Here is a 14823-nt window from a genome sequence, read left to right on the forward strand (position 1 = left end):
GTGGGTTACCGGGCGAGACGGGCGTCGATCTTCGAGGCGGCGTCCGAGAGCAGTTTGTCGATGTCGGCGTCCTTCTTGGTCAGCACCTGCTGGACCACCGGGTCGAGCAGCGCGTAGACCTCCTGGGCCTTGTTCGACGGCTCAGGCATCAGCTTCAGCGTCTTCATCGACTCGATGTAGCCCTTGAACTGCGCGACCGGCACGTTGTTGTAGGGCTCACGCCACTTGTTGTACTGGTCGTAGGTCTCCTGGCTCAGCGGCGTGACGCCCGGCCGGCCGACGAAGCCCTTGTCGGCGATCGCGGTCTTGGCGTCCTCGACCGCGAGCTGCTCGTTGGTGTACTTGTCGAACTCGGTGGCCTTGATCCACTTCAGCGCGGCGACGATCTCGTTCTTGGTCGCTTTGGGGTTGATCATCTTGATCGAGCCACCGGTCAGCGTGCCGTGCGGGCCGCCGTCCTGCGGCAGCGCGCCGTGGCCGTAGTCGGCCGGCTTCATGCCGAAGTTCTTCACGCACATGTCGTAGGCGTCCGAGGCCTGCATGACCATGCCGATCTTGCCGGCCGCGAAGTCCTGGCGCACCTCCTCCTGGTTGTAGAGGAAGTTGCTGCCCATCGTGTTGTCGGTCCAGCGCATGTCCTTGAGCAGCTGCAGCGCCTTCTTGGCCGGCGCGTCGTTGAACGTGGACTTCTTGCCGTCGTCGGACTGAACCGTGCCGCCCATGCTGTAGGTCATCGTGGTCAGCATCCAGCCGCCGGTGTTGTCCTTGGTCAGCTGCGCGTAGCCGGCCTTGCCGGTCTTCTCGGTGATCTGCTTGGCGTACTGCCGGACCTCGTCCCAGGTCGTCGGCGGCTTGTCCGGGTCGAGCCCGGCCTGCTTGAACAGCGTCCGGTTGTAGGCCAGGCCGACCGAGAACGCCTCGAACGGCACGCCGTAGATCCGGCCGGCGTCGTCCTGGACCAGCTTCAGCGTCTCCGGGTTCAGGTCCTTGGTCAGGTCGACCAGCTTCAGCTCCTCGGTGATGTCGGGCAGCTGCTTGTTCGGGATCATGTTCAGCGGCTCGGTGAAGCTGATGCTCATCACGGTCGGCAGCGAGCCACCCGCCACCTGCGCCTGGAAGGTCTGCGCGTCCCACTCGGTCTCGGTCGACTTCACCGTGATGTTGGGGTGCTTGTCGGTGAACGCCTTGATCTTGCGCTCGAACGACGCGACGTCGGCGGGCTTGTCGGGTTTCGGCCGGTTGCCGACCGTGATCGTCACCGGCGCCTTCTCGTCGATCGCGCCGCCGGTGTCGGCGGCCGGCGTCGTACCGTCCGCGCAGGCCGCCGCCGCCAGCAGGGCCACTGCGGACGCGCAGGTCGCGACGTACCTAGCCGTTCTCGTCATCGGAACTCCTCAGGTCTCCGCCCCGCCGACGGGCGGTCAGGGGTGTGGTGTGGGCCACAGCGGGCTCCAGTGCCGAGTAAGTTAAACCATGCGTGTTACTTTATCAACGGCTGGTGCGGTCACGGTTCGGCAGTGAGTGGAAAGGGACTACCGGGCGCGGATCAGCAGTCCAGCGCGCCACCAGGGATGAGCTTCGGCGTCTGCTCGGGGGCCAGGAAGTCGAGCAGCAACTGGTTCACCAGGCCCGGCTTCTCCAGCGGCAGCCCGTGCGAAGTCCCCGGTACGACGGCCAGTTGCGCGTCGGGCAGCGCCTTGGCGACCTCCACGCTGTGCTCGAGCCGGACGGCGTCGTCGTCGCCCTGCATCACCAGCACCGGCATGGTCAGCCTGGCGAGGTCGGCCAGGTCGAGGTCCGGCATCGTGCGCCACATCTCGGCCCACTTCGCGAACACGACCGGGAAGTGCCCCGGCCCGTCCGGAGCCACCGCCTCGTACTCCGGACGGAAGGCCTCGGCCAGTTCCTCCAGGCCTTCCGGTGTCATCAGCTGCTCGGTCGCGGGCGTCTGCCCGGCGCGGGTGAGTTCGGCGCCGATCAGCACCAGTTTGCGGACCAGGTCCGGCCGGGAGAGCGCGAGCCAGGCGCCGACCTTGCCGCCGTCGCTCCAGCCGATCACGTGCGCCTGCGGAATCTCCAGGCGATCCATGAACGCCGCGAGGTCGGCGGCCAGCAACTCCATCGTGACCGGGCCGTCGACGTCCGGCGTCCGGCCGTGCCCGCGGCGCTCGGGCACGACGACAAGGTAGTGCTGGGACAACGCGGCGGTCTGCGCGACCCAGGAGTCGCCGCCGACGCCTCCGCCGTGCAGCAGGATCACCGGTTCGCCCTCACCCTCGACCTCGAAGTAGGTCAGCACTCCCCCGGCCTCGACATATTGGCCCACCGCTACCACCCGTCCTCAGCTCACCGATGTGTGAGCTCCATCTTCGACCACTTCGGGGATCCGGGAGAGCGCGGTCTTCGGTTCTCGGAGCTTTGTTTCGGCCAAACTCCGGGCCACCTCGGTGGTCCGGGGGCCGGCCGGCAGCAGCGGGAGTCTGACGTCGGGTGTCGGGATCTCGCCGTTCGCGTGCAGGACGGCCTTGATCACGGTCGGGTTGGGTTCGGCGAACAACGCCTTCGACAGCGGGACCAACTGGTGGCCGAGCCGCCGGCCCGTCGCCACGTCCCCGGCACGCCACGCGGCGACCATCGCGACGAAGCTTCCGGTCGCCAGATGGGCCGACGCCAGGATCCCGCCGTGCGCGCCGAGGGCGAGCATCGGGGAGACGAACGGGTCGTCGCCGGCGAGCACCGCGAAGTCCTTCGGCAGCTCGGTGAGGAACAGCATCGTCTCGTCGTCGATCCCGCCCGCGGCGTACTTGATCCCGGCAACGCCCGGCAGCTCGGCGATCCTGCGCAAGGTCTCAGCACCCAGCTGCTGACCGGTCCGGTACGGGACGTGATAGATCACCAGCGGCACCGGGCATTTCAGCCGGCGGAAGTACTCCAGCACTCCTGCCTCCCCCGGCCGGACGAACGGCGGCACCACGCTCAACGCGGCATCTCCACGCGCCAGCAACTCGGGATCTTTGCCGCCGACAATCAAAATCGCGTCGTGCGCTCGGCATGCTCGGGCTGCGGCCTCGACCACCACGCGCTGTTCGGCCGCGGACAGACTGCTCGGCTCACCGGTCGTACCCAGCGCGACCAGCCCGCTCGCCCCCGCCGCGAGCAGACGATCCGCAAGCCCTTCGAGCGCGTCGGCCGCGACCTCACCGTCGGTGCCGAACGGGGTGATCAGTGGAACGAGGACGCCGGTCAGGTTCATGTCCACCAGCCTCGGCGGTCGAGTTGCGTAAGGTCCAGTTCGGTTTTCTGGCGGTCAGCTTAAGCTGACCTTATGCTCGACGTCCGCCGCCTCCGACTGCTCCGCGACCTTTCCCAGCTCGGCACGATCGCGGCCGTCGCCGAGGCGCACACGTACACGGCCTCCGCGGTCTCCCAGCAACTCACCGTCCTGGAACGCGAAGCCGGCGCCCGGCTGCTCGAACGCACCGGCCGCCGCGTCACGCTCACCCCCGCCGGTGCTCTGCTCGTCCAGCACGCGGAGAAGATCATCGCCGCTCTTGAAGAGGCCGACGCCGAGCTGGCCGCCGTTCGCGACGAGCTCACCGGTCCACTGCGCATCGGTGCGTTCCCCACGGCCGTTCGCACGCTGCTGCCGTCCGCTCTCGTCCGCCTCGCCCGCGACCATCCGCGGCTCGAGCTCAGCGTCACCGAGCTCGACCCCGCCGACGCTCCCCGCGAACTGCGCGAGCACCGGCTGGATGTTGCCTTGATCAACGATTACGACGTGATGCCGGCCCTCGACGCCGGTGAGACGCAACCGTTGCTGGACGAGACGGTCTACCTGGCGGTGCACGGCGCCGAGCGCTCCGTGGCCGATGCGGAGAGCGCTCCCTGGATCTCCGGAACTCCGGGGACGGCGTGCCACTCTGTCATGCTGCACGTCTGCCGGGCCGCCGGCTACCAACCGCGGATCCAGCACACCGCCGACGACTTCGACGCCGTACTCGCACTGGTCGCCGCCGGCCAAGGCGTTTCGCTCGTGCCGCAGCTCGCGGCCGGCTCGCCGCCTGCCGGGGTCACGCTGGTCCCGCTGCCGGTGCGCCGGCGTACGAGGGTCGCCTACCGCAAGGGCGCAGCCCGGCATCCCGCGGTCGCGGCCTTCGTCGCCGCGATCCGGACCTCGGCTTCGGCGTACTGAGGCAGCGACGGTTCTGCCCCGCGGAACTGCTCTCCCGGTATCGCAACCTTTTCGGCAGCGTCGGCATCGTGCCGGGTAGACGGGGCGATCGGCTCCGGCGAACTGGAAGGGTGGGACATGTCAGCGGTCAACAACGTCGACGTGAACGGATTCTGGGAGAACGGCTGGACGATCGTACGCGGGGTCTACTCGCCCAGCGACGTCAAGCGCCTGCGGGAAGCGGCGTACTGGTCCCGGAAGAACTTCGGTGGCGACCTGCTCGCCAACCCCAGGCTGCGCGAAGTGCTGACCGACGGCAACTTCGTGAAGATCGCCCGGCAGATCCTCGGCGACGACAAGATCGTCTACACCGGCGACAGCGCGTTCACCGTCAACGGCGTCCAGCGCGGCTTCCACAAGGACAACGCCGACCGGGTCGATCCGAACGCCCCGGACTGGAACGGCCGGTACACGATCCTGCGCTTCGGCATCTACCTGCAGGACCACTACCGCCACACCGGCGGCCTCAACCTGCGGCACCAGTCGCACAACACCCCCGACCTGAACGTCGGTGACAACGTCTACGTGCGGACCCGGGTCGGCGACGTCGCGGTCTGGAGCCTGCGCACCACGCACAGCGGCAACGGCACCCTGCTGCGCTTCCCGAAGTCGAAGGCGCCGCTGCCGAACGAGCACGACAAGTACCCGAAGTGGCGGATCGCCGGCAAGGACGGCGACCGCATCGCGCTGTTCGCCGCCCTCGGCCTCGACGACGCCCACATGGCCCGGTACGTCGACTACCTCAAGACCCGCAAGTACATGGTCGACATCTGGCGCAAGACCCGCTACGACCAGGCCGCCCTCACCGCGGCGGCCGAAGCCGGCCTGATCGTCCGCGACGTTCCCCGCGAGGTCGCCGACGACCCCACCGCCGGCCAGCACGTGGACTACGTCGCACTGCCGTACTGAGCTGCACTGATCGATCGGCCGAGCCCCGCTCCTGCACCGAGATGGGAGTGGGGGCTCGTCCTGTCCGCGTTCGTCGGCCGCACCACGAAATCGGATGACGCCTGATCCCTGCCGGGGCATCATCACGACATGCACCTTCGACCGGCGACCGCCGACGACTTCGACCTGTTGGCCGCCATGTTGCTGGAGGCCTTCAACTGGGACGGGCAGCGGCGGTTCACGCTGGACCAACTGAAGGCCGAGGACCACGCCTGGCGGTACGTCGACGGCTGGATGCGAGCCGGTGACTTCGGCGTCGTCGCGGAGCTGGACTCGCGCCCAGTCGGAGCCGCGTGGGCACGCCTTCTGACCGCCGACCGGCCCGGCTACGGCTACGTCAGCGACGACGTCCCCGAGCTGAGCATCGGGGTGAGCCCGGACACCCGCGGCCAAGGGGTCGGCCGCGCGGTGCTCACCGCACTCGTCGACGCCGCCCGCGAGGCGGCGTACGAGCGGATCAGCTTGAGCGTGGAGCCGGAGAACCGCGCGGCCGAGCTCTACCGGTCGCTCGGCTTCCGCGCGGTCGGCCGCAACGGCGGCTCCGACACCATGGTGCTCGACCTCTGAGCGCCGTGCTCACACGCGATCCGGCAGGTCCATCGCCGCGAGCCCGGCCGGGTCTCCGCGGTGCTGCCAACGTAACCGATCGGCCTACCCGAAACCGCGGACGCGGAACTGCATCACCCGGTACGGCCAGCCGGCCGAGGTGTTCCACTGGCTGACCGCGAGGTGCAGGTCGCTGAGGGTCGAGCCCGGGATGATGTAGCCGCCGTACAGCTGGGCCACGTGGTTGTCGTTCTCCTGGCCCCAGGCGCCGCCGTAGATCAGCGTCTGGCGATGGGCGGTGTAGAGGTTCGACGTGGGCGTGTCCATGATGATGCCGTCGATGCGGTAGTCGCCGGCGTTGAACCAGGTCAGCACCCACTTGCCGCCGAGCGGCCGCAGGCACAGCTCGCCGAAGCTGCCGGTCAGGATCGGCGTGGCCGGGTTACCCCAGGCCCAGACTCCGTTGCGAAACCCCCACGGCTCGTACGCCGCCGGATTGGCGATCTGGTTGCTGCGGACCCGTTTCAGGATGATCGGCTTGTTGCGCTGGAACCCGGTCGAGTACACGTAGACGTAGCCGTCGTTGCCCTCACCCCAGCTCAGGCACTGGAACAGCCCACCGTCGAGGTTCGGGTCGAACTTGGCGCCGGTGTCGTACCAGCTCGCACCCGAGTTGTCCGACCGCCAGATCTCTGTCCAGACAACATTCCCAAGGCCCTTGTTCACCATCGCGTGCAGGTACATCGAGCCGCCGATGGTGATCACGTCCGAGGGCAGCACGGTCGAGAACGTCGGGTTGTCGTGCGGGTAGTCCCACAGCTGCTGGGCCGCCGCGCCGCCGACCGCGCCCGACCACTGCACGCCACCGGCCAGATCGGTCGTCGTCGACCACAACGCGACCGGCGAGCGCCACCATCCACCGCCGACCCACGCCTGCTCGAAGGTGTCGCCGAACATGAACAGCATCCGCCCGTCCGGCGTGCGCACCGGGATCCCGAGGTCGGTCGCCGCCATCCGGAACCGGTCGGTCAGCCCCGGCCCGGTCAGGTCGGCGACCTTGGTGGTCAGCACGGCCTGGGTGGCCGCTGAGGCGGTAGCGGGTACGGCGAGCAGCGCGCCGGCGCCGGCAGCGGCTTTCAGCAAGGTCCTTCGGCTCATCGGCTCGGACATCGGCGATCCTCCAGGGGCGGGAGAAGAAATCGATTTCCCTCGACTCTGGAGTCACGGCAGAGGCAAGTCAACGACTCGGCCGGGCCTTACCACCCTGGTCGAAAGGTCGCGCTCAGTCCCGCCCGGTTGCGACCGGCCGGTCCGGATCCGTGATCCACTCCGACCACGACCCGACGTACACCGGCGCGTCCACCCCGGCGATCTCCAGCGCGAGCGCCTCGTGAGCGGCCGTCACGCCCGAGCCGCAGTACGCGCCCACCTGCGTGGACCCGTCGACACCGAGGGCGGCGAAGCGGGCGCGCAGATCCGCGGGAGCCAGGAAGCGCCCGTCAGGGCCGACGTTCTCGGTGGTCGGCGCGTTCACCGCGCCCGGGATGTGCCCGGCGACCTTGTCCATCGGCTCGACCTCGCCCGCGAACCGCTCCGGCGCCCGCGCATCCAGCAGTACGCCGAACTCCGCCAGCGCGGCCGCACCCCGCGCGTCGAGAATCGTCAGCTTCCCGGGCGTCGCGACGAACGAACCACCCGCGTCCGCCGGCACCTCCGTGCTGACCGCTCCGCCGGCCGCCTTCCACGCCGCGAGCCCGCCGTCGAGCACCCGGACGTCCCGGACGCCGAAGTACCGGAACACGAACCGCGCTCGCGCGGCCGCCATCGAGTTGGCCGCGTCGTACACGACCACCGGCGTACCGGCCTCGACCCCGGCCCGTCGCAGCACCGCTTCGACGACGCTTGCGTCCGGCAACGGATGCCGGCCGCCGTCACTGGGCGGGCCGGCCAGCTCGGTGTCGAGGTCGACGAAGTACGCGCCCGGGACGTGCCCGGCGTCGTACGCCTCGCGTCCCGGCGGGCCCATCAGGTTCCAGGTCGCGTCGACGACCACGACGCGGTCGAGTTCGTCGAGCAGTTCGGCGGCGGTGATCAACGGCTTCATGAAACGGAACCTCCGAACGGGAGAACCTCGGGAGACAGCGTGGCCCGGGCCCGGGCCGTGGTCAGCCGGCGCCGGTGGTGCCGTCGGCAGAGTACTTCGTAGGCGACCTCGCGGTCCTCCTGCACCATGTCGCCGACGACCAGCTGCTCACCTTCGGTGACCATCTCGCCGTCGACCGTGCGCGCGTTGTGGGTGGCGCGTTCGCCGCACCAGCACAGCGCCTCGACCTGGAGCAGCTCCATCCGGTCGGCGAGCTCGACCAGCCGGGCCGAGCCCGGGAACAGCGTCGCCCGGAAGTCGGTCAGGATGCCGAAGCAGAACACGTCGATCTGCAGCTCGTCGACCATCCGGGCCAGCTGCTCGACCTGCTCGGGCTGGTAGAACTGCGCCTCGTCGCAGACCGCGTAGTCGATCCGGCCGCCCCGCGTCAGCTCGCCGACGACGTACTCCCAGAAGTCGAAGTCCGGGCGCACCTCGATCGCCTCGGCCGCCAGCCCCAGCCGCGACGACAGCACCGACTCGCCGGCGCGGTCGTGGCTGGTGAAGATCCTGCCCTGCCGGCCGCGGGCTCGATGGTTGTGATCCATCTGCAGCGCGAGCGTGGACTTGCCACAGTCCATGGTCCCGGTGAAGTAGAGCAGCTCAGCCACGGGCGCCCATCCTGCCAAAGTCGCTTGCGGGTCAGTAACGCCGGGGGGCGTCGGCTTTCGTTCTGCACCTTCGCCAGGTTCTACTTGGTCGTGCGCAAAGCCCTGTTCTCCGCCTGTTCCTTCGCCCTGGTCCTCGCGTCGGCTCTGTTACCGGCCGCCGGGCCGGCGACGGCTGCCGCCGTACCGATCCGGGCCGAGGCCGGGCTGCGCGCCTACTTCGTGCTGACCGCGCCGAAGCAGACCGCCGCGGTCACCTCCGCGATCACCGGCAACGGCGGCACCGTCTACGCGACGTACGACGCGATCGGTGTGGTCGTCGTGCACTCGCAGACCCCCGACTTCGCCGCGAAGTTGCGCGGCGTGAGCGGCGTCCAGAAGGTCGGCGCCACCCGGACGTCCGACGTCCCGGCCGCGGCCGCCGGCCCAGCTGTCCCGGTGGCGCCGCCGGTGACCCCGGACGAGTCGCCGGAGATCCCCCGCCCGGACATGCAGCAGATCGGCGCGGACCAGGCCTGGGCGGTCAACCCGGGGTCGAAGTCGATCACCGTCGGTGTGCTCGACACCGGAGTCGACGACCAGCACCCCGACCTCAAGCCGAACTTCGACGCGGCGCGCTCGGCGTCCTGCGCCTACGGCAAGATCGACACCCGGCCCGGCGCCTGGCGGCCGGTCGGCGAGCACGGCACCCACGTGGCCGGCTCGATCGCCGCCGCGAAGGACGGCAAGGGCATGGTCGGCGTCGCGCCGGGCGTCCGGATCTCCTCGATCCGGGTGGCCGAGGCGGGCAGCCAGCTGTTCTTCCCCGAGAACACGGTCTGTGCGTTCGTGTTCGCCGCCGACAAGGGCGTCTCGGTCACCAACAACAGCTACTACACCGACCCGTGGCTGTTCACCTGCCCGAGCGACCCGGACCAGGACGCGATCGCCGAGGCCGTCCGCCGTTCCGTCGCGTACGCCGACAGCAAGGGCGTCGTGAACGTCGCCGCGGCCGGCAACGAGAACTACAACCTGGCGGCCAAGACCAGCGACAACACCAGCCCGAACGACTCGACCCCGGGCGAGCGCACGATCGGCAACGACTGCCTGAGCCTGCCGACCGAGCTGCCGAACATGGTGGTCGTCGCCTCGGTCAACGGCAGCAGCGTGAAGTCGAGCTTCTCCAACTACGGCACCGGCAAGATCACCGTCGCGGCGCCCGGCGAGGACGTCTACTCGACCGTCCCGGGCGGTGGTTACCAAAGCCTCGACGGGACGTCGATGGCCGCGCCGCACGTCGCCGGTGTCGCGGCCCTGCTGCGCAGCGCGAATCCCAAACTCACCCCCGCGCAAGTCCGCGACCGGCTCTCGGCCCAGGCGAACGACCTGACCTGCCCCGCCGCGTCCGGCGGCGAGTGCACCGGCTCGGACCAGAACAACTCGTTCTACGGCGAAGGTCTGGTCGACGCGGCCGAGGCGGTCGGCGCGGCGACGAAGACGCCGACCTCCGGCGTGACCATCACCAAGCCGCCGAACCAGCTCGGCATCGGCGGGCTGCCCGCCGTACCGCTGCTGATCAAGGGACTCAGCAGCAAGGGCGAGATCAGCTACACCGCGACCGGTCTGCCGCCGGGGCTCAGCATCGACCCGGAGCGCGGCTGGATCACGGGTGTCCTGACGCCCGGCGCGGGGCGCTACAAGGTGACCGTGCGGGCGCAGGACGCCGACGCACGCGACGCCACCACGACCTTCTTCTGGAGCGTCTGGAGCTTCTAGCCCGCGTCGACCAGGAGCGGGATGGCCATCTCGTCCTCGGTCAGCGAACCGTGGACGCCGATGAGCCCGGCCTCCTGCGGGAAGCGCGTTGAGGCGACCAGTGCGACCGGGCCGAGCGCGGCGACCACGACGTCGCCGATCCGCGGTGCGACCCGCTCCTCGACCGGGCCGAACCAGTCCCGCTCGACCGCTTCCGACCGGCACAGGACGAGCGCCTGGTCGCCGAGCAGCTCGCGGTAACGCTCGGCGACGTACGGCTCGGCGCCCGGTACGCAGTACAGGTGCCGGAACCGCGACTCGCCGCCGATCAGCCGTACGCCGTCGGACAGCGTCGGATCGGCGTCGAGATCGATCCGGTTCTCGGGCGCGATGTCGACCATGCCGTGATCGGCGACCACGACCAGTACGGCGTCGCGCGGCAGCGCCGACCGCACCCGCTGCGCGAACGAGTCGGCCGCGGTGAGCTCCTTGCGCCACTGCCAGGACTCGCAGCCCTGCATGTGGCCGATGTAGTCGAGCTGCGAGTCGTACACGTAGACCAGCGACGAACTGCCCTCGCGGCTGGCGAACCTGGTCGCGTCCAGCCGGTCCTCGATCGTGTCGGCGCCCCGGTGCGCGCTGCCGCGGAACGCCGCCGCGGTCAGCCCGGACTTGTCGAACCGCGCCTTGCTGACGTTGCGCGTCGCGACGCCCGCGGCCGCCACCCGCTCGAACACCGTCGGGTGCGGCTGCCACCGGCGCGGATCGACCGGAGCATCCCAGGCGAGCGCGTTCAGCAGGGCGCCGGTCTCCGGCACGATCGCCGAGTAGCCGACGATCCCGTGCGCGCCCGGCGGAAGACCGGTGCCGAGACTGGTCAGGCTGGTCGCGGTCGTCGACGGTACGCCGGCCGTCAGCGGCCGGGCCTGCAACGAGCTGAGGTACGGCGCGAGCTCGGGATGACGGCGCAGCAGGTTCCAGCCGAGGCCGTCGAGCAGCAGTACGGCGTACCGGCTCGCCTGCGGCAAGCCGAGCTGGTTCTGCTCGCCCGGCACCGACAGCGCGCCGGCGACCGAGGGCAGGACGTCGGCGAGCGACCCGCCGCCGTAGGCGGGCAGGGTCGGCGTGGGGCCACTCACGACGACTACCGGCTGGTCGCGAAGGACAGTGCGGCGGCGAAGTCGAGCACCTGCTGGATCCCGGCCGGGCCGTCGGCGGCCGCGCTGATTCGCAACGAGATGTCGTCGGCGGCCACCGAGCCGGTGTAGCCGTGGTCGGCCTCGCAGTTCGGGTCGGCGCAGACGGCGGGCTCCAGGTCGATCCGGTTCACCATGCCCCAGCCGATCGTCAGCACCACCTCACCGCCGGCCGTCGCCGTGGCCGGGTCGGCCTTGCCGGAGGCGTAGCCGGCCGGGTTCGGGACGACGCGGTTGACCACGACGGCGTTCACCCGGTTCAGCGGGATCGCTTCGGTCGAGGTCGACGCGTACGGCGCCCGGATCAGGTCGTCGGCGGCGTGCTCGTCGGTGTGCCCGACGATCAGCCGGCTCGGGGTCAGCGCCAGGATCGTGATGTGGCGCCGGACCTCGTCGCGGTCGAAGGTCGGTTCGTGCTGCAGCACGAAGGCCCGGATCGGTTCGTTGGCGATCGCGATCGCGAGCGAGTCCGTCACCACGTCGGGGTAGTAGCCGCACCGGTCGATCGCCTCGCGCAGAGCGGCGGAGACGTCCGTGAGTTCCGGGACCGGCGCATTCAGGTCACGCATGCCCTCATCCTTGCATGCGCCGGTCCCTTCGTTGCCGCTAACCCACGCTGGCCTTGCGCAGTACCGGCGCACCGGCCGCCCCGGCGACCGTGACCAGAATCAGCCCGACCACGACCTGACCGAACAGCAACACGACTCCCGAACTGCCCTGGGTGATCACCTGGCCACCGCTCAGCACCAGGCCGCACAACGCTCCGAAGCCGACCACCGGCAGACCGACGCCGACCACCGGTACGACGGCCGCCAGCCGGGACGCCCGCTCGATCACCGACAGCGGTACGCCGGACCGGCGCAGCGCCTTCGCGGGACCGGCCTGGTCCAGCGCCGTACCGACAGCTCCGGCGGCGGTCGACGCTGCGCCGGTCACGAAGACCACCCCGAGCAGCAGCGCGACACCGAGCCGCATGTCGAGGTAGAGCCCGGCCTGGTGCTCGTCGTGCTCCGCGTCGGTCAACGGCACTCTGCCCGGGACGAGGTCGTAGAGCACGGTCCGGACGCCTTCGCGGTCGTTGCTCGCGACCACGATCTCGACGGCGTTGGTATCGGTCGTCACCTCACCCTGCAGGCCCGCCTTCGCGAGCCGGTCCTTCGCGTCCTGCGCGACGGCGGCTGTTGTGGCCGGTTTGGTGGAGAACTCGAACGTCGTGTCCCTGCCGTCGCTGTTCATGCCGTACGGCATGAACAGCGCGAGAAAGCCGGTGACGAATCCGCTCAGCACCAGCGCCGCGACCGGGCGGAACGCAGCCTTCGGGTCGTCGACGAGGCGACGGCCGGCCAGCAGCGCGACCGGGCCTTTCGCCGTACGGGCGAGGATCCGGCCGATCACCTGGACGGCGAACGGGCCGACGACTCGCACCGCCAGCGCGCCGAAGCCGACGCCGATCACCAGCGGCAGCAGCGCTCCCCCGCTGCCGATCACGCCGAGCATCACCGGGCCGACCACGAGCAGAGCGAGCCGGAGCGGCGTGATGCCCTTGCGGGTCTGACCGCGGACGACGCCGAGCGGCGTGATGCTGACGCGTCCCAGTCCGATCAGGGCGCTGAGCACCGACAGCAGCGGTACGGCGACCAGGACGATCAGGACGAGCCACCAGCTGACGGTGAGGTCGTGCACGTACCAGCGGCCGCCGCCGAGCGGGATGCGGGCGATCAGCGGAGTGAGCGCGGTGTAGGCGAGCAGGCCGGCGACGGCGCCGAAGACCCCGAGGACGGCTTGCTCGACCGCACTCAGCAGCAGGACCTGACCACGGGTCGCGCCGGCGAGGCGGAGTGCGGCCAGTCGGTGCTCGCGTCGCTTCGCGGCGACGCCGGCCGCCTGACCGACCAGGCTGAGCACCGGGAACAGGACCAGAGCGATGCCGAAGGCAACGAAGGCGAACAGGACCGCGATCCGCGCGTCGGTCGACGTACCGCGCCAGGTCTCGAGGTAGTTCGGCCGCTCGGTGGGCCGCATCCCCGGCGCGTCGGGCGCGAGGCCGCGGATCGCGATCAACTCGTCGGGTGAGGACAGACCGTCGCTGGAGATGACGCCGGTCGGGTTGCCGATCTCGTAGCGCTTGCTGAGGTCGGGGCCCCAGAGCTTCGCCAGCGCGGGCGAGACGTACACCTCACCCGGCTTCGGCGCATGCGGCAGACCTGGTGGAGGCGGAAGTTCGGCATTACGCCGGTCGTTGGTGATCGCGAGGTCGAGCCGCTGGAACGGCTTGCCGTCGACCATGTCGTCGACGTTTCTGACCAAGCCGACCGCCTCGCGGCCGTCGCCGCCCACGCTGACCCGCCAGCCGATCCGGTCGTTGCGTTCGGACAGTCCCAGCGTGCCGGCGATCAGGAACGTGATCAGCAGCGCGACGACCGCCGTCGCGCCGAACGCTGCCAGGTTCGCCGCCCGGCCGCCCGGTCCGGGTCTGCGCACGAACCGCAGCCCGAGCGAGGTCATCGGGTTCATCGCTCGCTCACCCGGCCGTCCACGATCCGTACGACGCGGTGGCAGCGCGCGGCGACCGCGTCGTCGTGCGTCACGACCACCACGGCCGCACCCCGATGCGTCGCGGCACCCACCAGCAGATCGATCACCTGCGCACCGGTCGCCGCGTCGAGTGCCCCCGTCGGCTCGTCGGCAAATACCGCCTGCGGCTCGCCCACCAACGCCCGAGCGATCGCGACCCGCTGAGCCTGACCTCCCGACAACTCCCCCGGCCGGCGGTTCGCTTCGTTGGCCAACCCCACCTGCGCCAACATCCCCCGCGCCCGCGTCACCGCCTCCCGGCGCGACACCCCGTCCACCATCAACGGCAGCGCCACGTTCTCATCCGCCGGCAGCTCCGCCAGCAGTTGATTGTCCTGAAACACGAACCCCAACCGCCGCCGCCGGAGCACGGTCCGCTGAGCGTCATTCAGCTGATCCACCCGCTCTCCCCCGAGCCACACCTCTCCCTGGTCCGGCGTCAGGATCCCCGCCAGCACATGCAGCAACGTCGTCTTGCCGTTGCCACTGGGCCCCATCACCGCCAGCGCCTCCCCCGGCCGGACGGCGACGTCCACCCCCGCCAAACCGACAACCTCTCCGTAGTACTTCACCAGCCCCCGCCCGGCCAGCGCCGGGTAGCTGTTGCTCGGAACGGGGACCTGCATCATCTGAGGACTGGGCTGCGTCATACCCCAAACCCTCCCGCCAACAGCCTGCCAATACGTCGGCCCTTGGTCCCGTCCTCCGGTCGCCCTTCGGTCGTCGAACCAGCACTTGCTGTAGTCCCTGGGTAGTACGCGGGGGCAGACGATCGTTCGCCACTGCTAAGTTCTGCGAACCGCTCGCGCGTTCGACACGGTGATCGCCGCCCATTCCTGGCAC

The 14823-nt window shown here is 70.1% G+C and carries 14 protein-coding genes; 4 read left to right on the forward strand and 10 right to left on the reverse strand.

The annotated features are described in order from the left end of the window. Positions 1-5: 5 nt before the first annotated feature. The 3 genes from BWI15_RS21070 to BWI15_RS21080 all read right to left on the reverse strand — a co-directional run bounded on the left by BWI15_RS21070 (position 6) and on the right by BWI15_RS21080 (position 3253). A complete protein-coding gene (locus tag BWI15_RS21070; protein WP_077016209.1) occupies positions 6-1385 on the reverse strand; it encodes an ABC transporter substrate-binding protein in 1380 nt (459 codons plus the stop codon). 161 nt (positions 1386-1546) lie between these two features. Beyond that, a complete protein-coding gene (locus BWI15_RS21075) occupies positions 1547-2326 on the reverse strand; it encodes an alpha/beta fold hydrolase (RefSeq protein WP_077016210.1) in 780 nt (259 codons plus the stop codon). Between the two features lie 15 nt (positions 2327-2341). Next, positions 2342-3253, reverse strand: coding sequence for a dihydrodipicolinate synthase family protein (locus BWI15_RS21080; protein ID WP_077016211.1), 912 nt, complete (start codon positions 3251-3253; stop codon positions 2342-2344). A 72-nt stretch (positions 3254-3325) separates the two neighbouring features. On the opposite strand from BWI15_RS21080, the gene BWI15_RS21085 reads away from it, so the two are divergent. The 3 genes from BWI15_RS21085 (at position 3326) to BWI15_RS21095 (ending at position 5746) form a co-directional block, all read left to right on the forward strand. Continuing rightward, positions 3326-4192, forward strand: a complete 867-nt coding sequence (locus tag BWI15_RS21085) for a LysR family transcriptional regulator (RefSeq protein ID WP_077016212.1) — start codon at positions 3326-3328, stop codon at positions 4190-4192. A gap of 117 nt (positions 4193-4309) precedes the next feature. Continuing rightward, a complete protein-coding gene (locus tag BWI15_RS21090) occupies positions 4310-5140 on the forward strand; it encodes a hypothetical protein (RefSeq protein ID WP_077016213.1) in 831 nt (276 codons plus the stop codon). 129 nt (positions 5141-5269) lie between these two features. Further along, positions 5270-5746, forward strand: coding sequence for a GNAT family N-acetyltransferase (locus tag BWI15_RS21095; RefSeq protein WP_077016214.1), 477 nt, complete (start codon positions 5270-5272; stop codon positions 5744-5746). Positions 5747-5830: 84 nt separating this feature from the next. Here the strand turns inward: BWI15_RS21095 and BWI15_RS21100 are convergent, their stop codons facing one another. The 3 genes from BWI15_RS21100 to BWI15_RS21110 all read right to left on the reverse strand — a co-directional run bounded on the left by BWI15_RS21100 (position 5831) and on the right by BWI15_RS21110 (position 8479). After that, on the reverse strand, positions 5831-6895 hold the full coding sequence (locus BWI15_RS21100) for a DUF4185 domain-containing protein (protein WP_077016215.1): 1065 nt from the start codon (positions 6893-6895) through the stop codon (positions 5831-5833). Positions 6896-7007: 112 nt separating this feature from the next. Continuing rightward, positions 7008-7829, reverse strand: coding sequence for a sulfurtransferase (locus BWI15_RS21105; RefSeq protein WP_077016216.1), 822 nt, complete (start codon positions 7827-7829; stop codon positions 7008-7010). After that, the gene (locus tag BWI15_RS21110) at positions 7826-8479 is read right to left on the reverse strand and encodes a thymidine kinase (RefSeq protein ID WP_077016217.1); all 654 of its coding nucleotides are present in this window, start codon (positions 8477-8479) and stop codon (positions 7826-7828) included. Before BWI15_RS21110 ends, BWI15_RS21105 begins: the two co-directional genes overlap by 4 nt. A gap of 90 nt (positions 8480-8569) precedes the next feature. Between BWI15_RS21110 and BWI15_RS21115 the strand changes: the two genes are divergently transcribed. Continuing rightward, the gene (locus tag BWI15_RS21115; protein ID WP_237771390.1) at positions 8570-10231 is read left to right on the forward strand and encodes a S8 family peptidase; all 1662 of its coding nucleotides are present in this window, start codon (positions 8570-8572) and stop codon (positions 10229-10231) included. Here the strand turns inward: BWI15_RS21115 and BWI15_RS21120 are convergent. Genes BWI15_RS21120 through BWI15_RS21135 form a run of 4 tightly spaced genes read right to left on the reverse strand, consistent with a single transcriptional unit; the run spans position 10228 to position 14630 of the window. Continuing rightward, positions 10228-11349: an alkaline phosphatase family protein gene (locus tag BWI15_RS21120; protein WP_077016219.1), complete on the reverse strand. Its 1122-nt coding sequence runs from the start codon at positions 11347-11349 to the stop codon at positions 10228-10230. The genes BWI15_RS21115 and BWI15_RS21120 overlap by 4 nt on opposite strands. Before the next feature lie 5 nt (positions 11350-11354). Further along, positions 11355-11975, reverse strand: a complete 621-nt coding sequence (locus tag BWI15_RS21125; protein WP_077016220.1) for a DUF5998 family protein — start codon at positions 11973-11975, stop codon at positions 11355-11357. Between the two features lie 37 nt (positions 11976-12012). Continuing rightward, entirely contained in the window at positions 12013-13920 is a 1908-nt protein-coding gene (locus tag BWI15_RS21130) for an FtsX-like permease family protein (protein ID WP_077016221.1), read from the reverse strand. After that, the gene (locus BWI15_RS21135; RefSeq protein WP_077016222.1) at positions 13917-14630 is read right to left on the reverse strand and encodes an ABC transporter ATP-binding protein; all 714 of its coding nucleotides are present in this window, start codon (positions 14628-14630) and stop codon (positions 13917-13919) included. The genes BWI15_RS21130 and BWI15_RS21135 overlap by 4 nt, the downstream gene beginning before the upstream one ends. Positions 14631-14823 lie beyond the last annotated feature (193 nt).

This window comes from Kribbella sp. ALI-6-A (assembly GCF_001984195.1).
Taxonomy (GTDB): Bacteria; Actinomycetota; Actinomycetes; order Propionibacteriales; family Kribbellaceae; genus Kribbella.

Excerpts from the sequence above, each read along its gene's own strand:
- BWI15_RS21070 (WP_077016209.1), bottom strand. The coding sequence starts at position 1,385 with ATGACGAGAACGGCTAGGTACGTCGCGACCTGCGCGTCCGCAGTGGCC.
- BWI15_RS21080 (WP_077016211.1), bottom strand. The coding sequence starts at position 3,253 with ATGAACCTGACCGGCGTCCTCGTTCCACTGATCACCCCGTTCGGCACC.
- BWI15_RS21085 (WP_077016212.1), top strand. The coding sequence starts at position 3,326 with ATGCTCGACGTCCGCCGCCTCCGACTGCTCCGCGACCTTTCCCAGCTC.
- BWI15_RS21090 (WP_077016213.1), top strand. The coding sequence starts at position 4,310 with ATGTCAGCGGTCAACAACGTCGACGTGAACGGATTCTGGGAGAACGGC.
- BWI15_RS21095 (WP_077016214.1), top strand. The coding sequence starts at position 5,270 with ATGCACCTTCGACCGGCGACCGCCGACGACTTCGACCTGTTGGCCGCC.
- BWI15_RS21100 (WP_077016215.1), bottom strand. The coding sequence starts at position 6,895 with ATGTCCGAGCCGATGAGCCGAAGGACCTTGCTGAAAGCCGCTGCCGGC.
- BWI15_RS21105 (WP_077016216.1), bottom strand. The coding sequence starts at position 7,829 with ATGAAGCCGTTGATCACCGCCGCCGAACTGCTCGACGAACTCGACCGC.
- BWI15_RS21125 (WP_077016220.1), bottom strand. The coding sequence starts at position 11,975 with ATGCGTGACCTGAATGCGCCGGTCCCGGAACTCACGGACGTCTCCGCC.
- BWI15_RS21130 (WP_077016221.1), bottom strand. The coding sequence starts at position 13,920 with ATGAACCCGATGACCTCGCTCGGGCTGCGGTTCGTGCGCAGACCCGGA.
- BWI15_RS21135 (WP_077016222.1), bottom strand. The coding sequence starts at position 14,630 with ATGACGCAGCCCAGTCCTCAGATGATGCAGGTCCCCGTTCCGAGCAAC.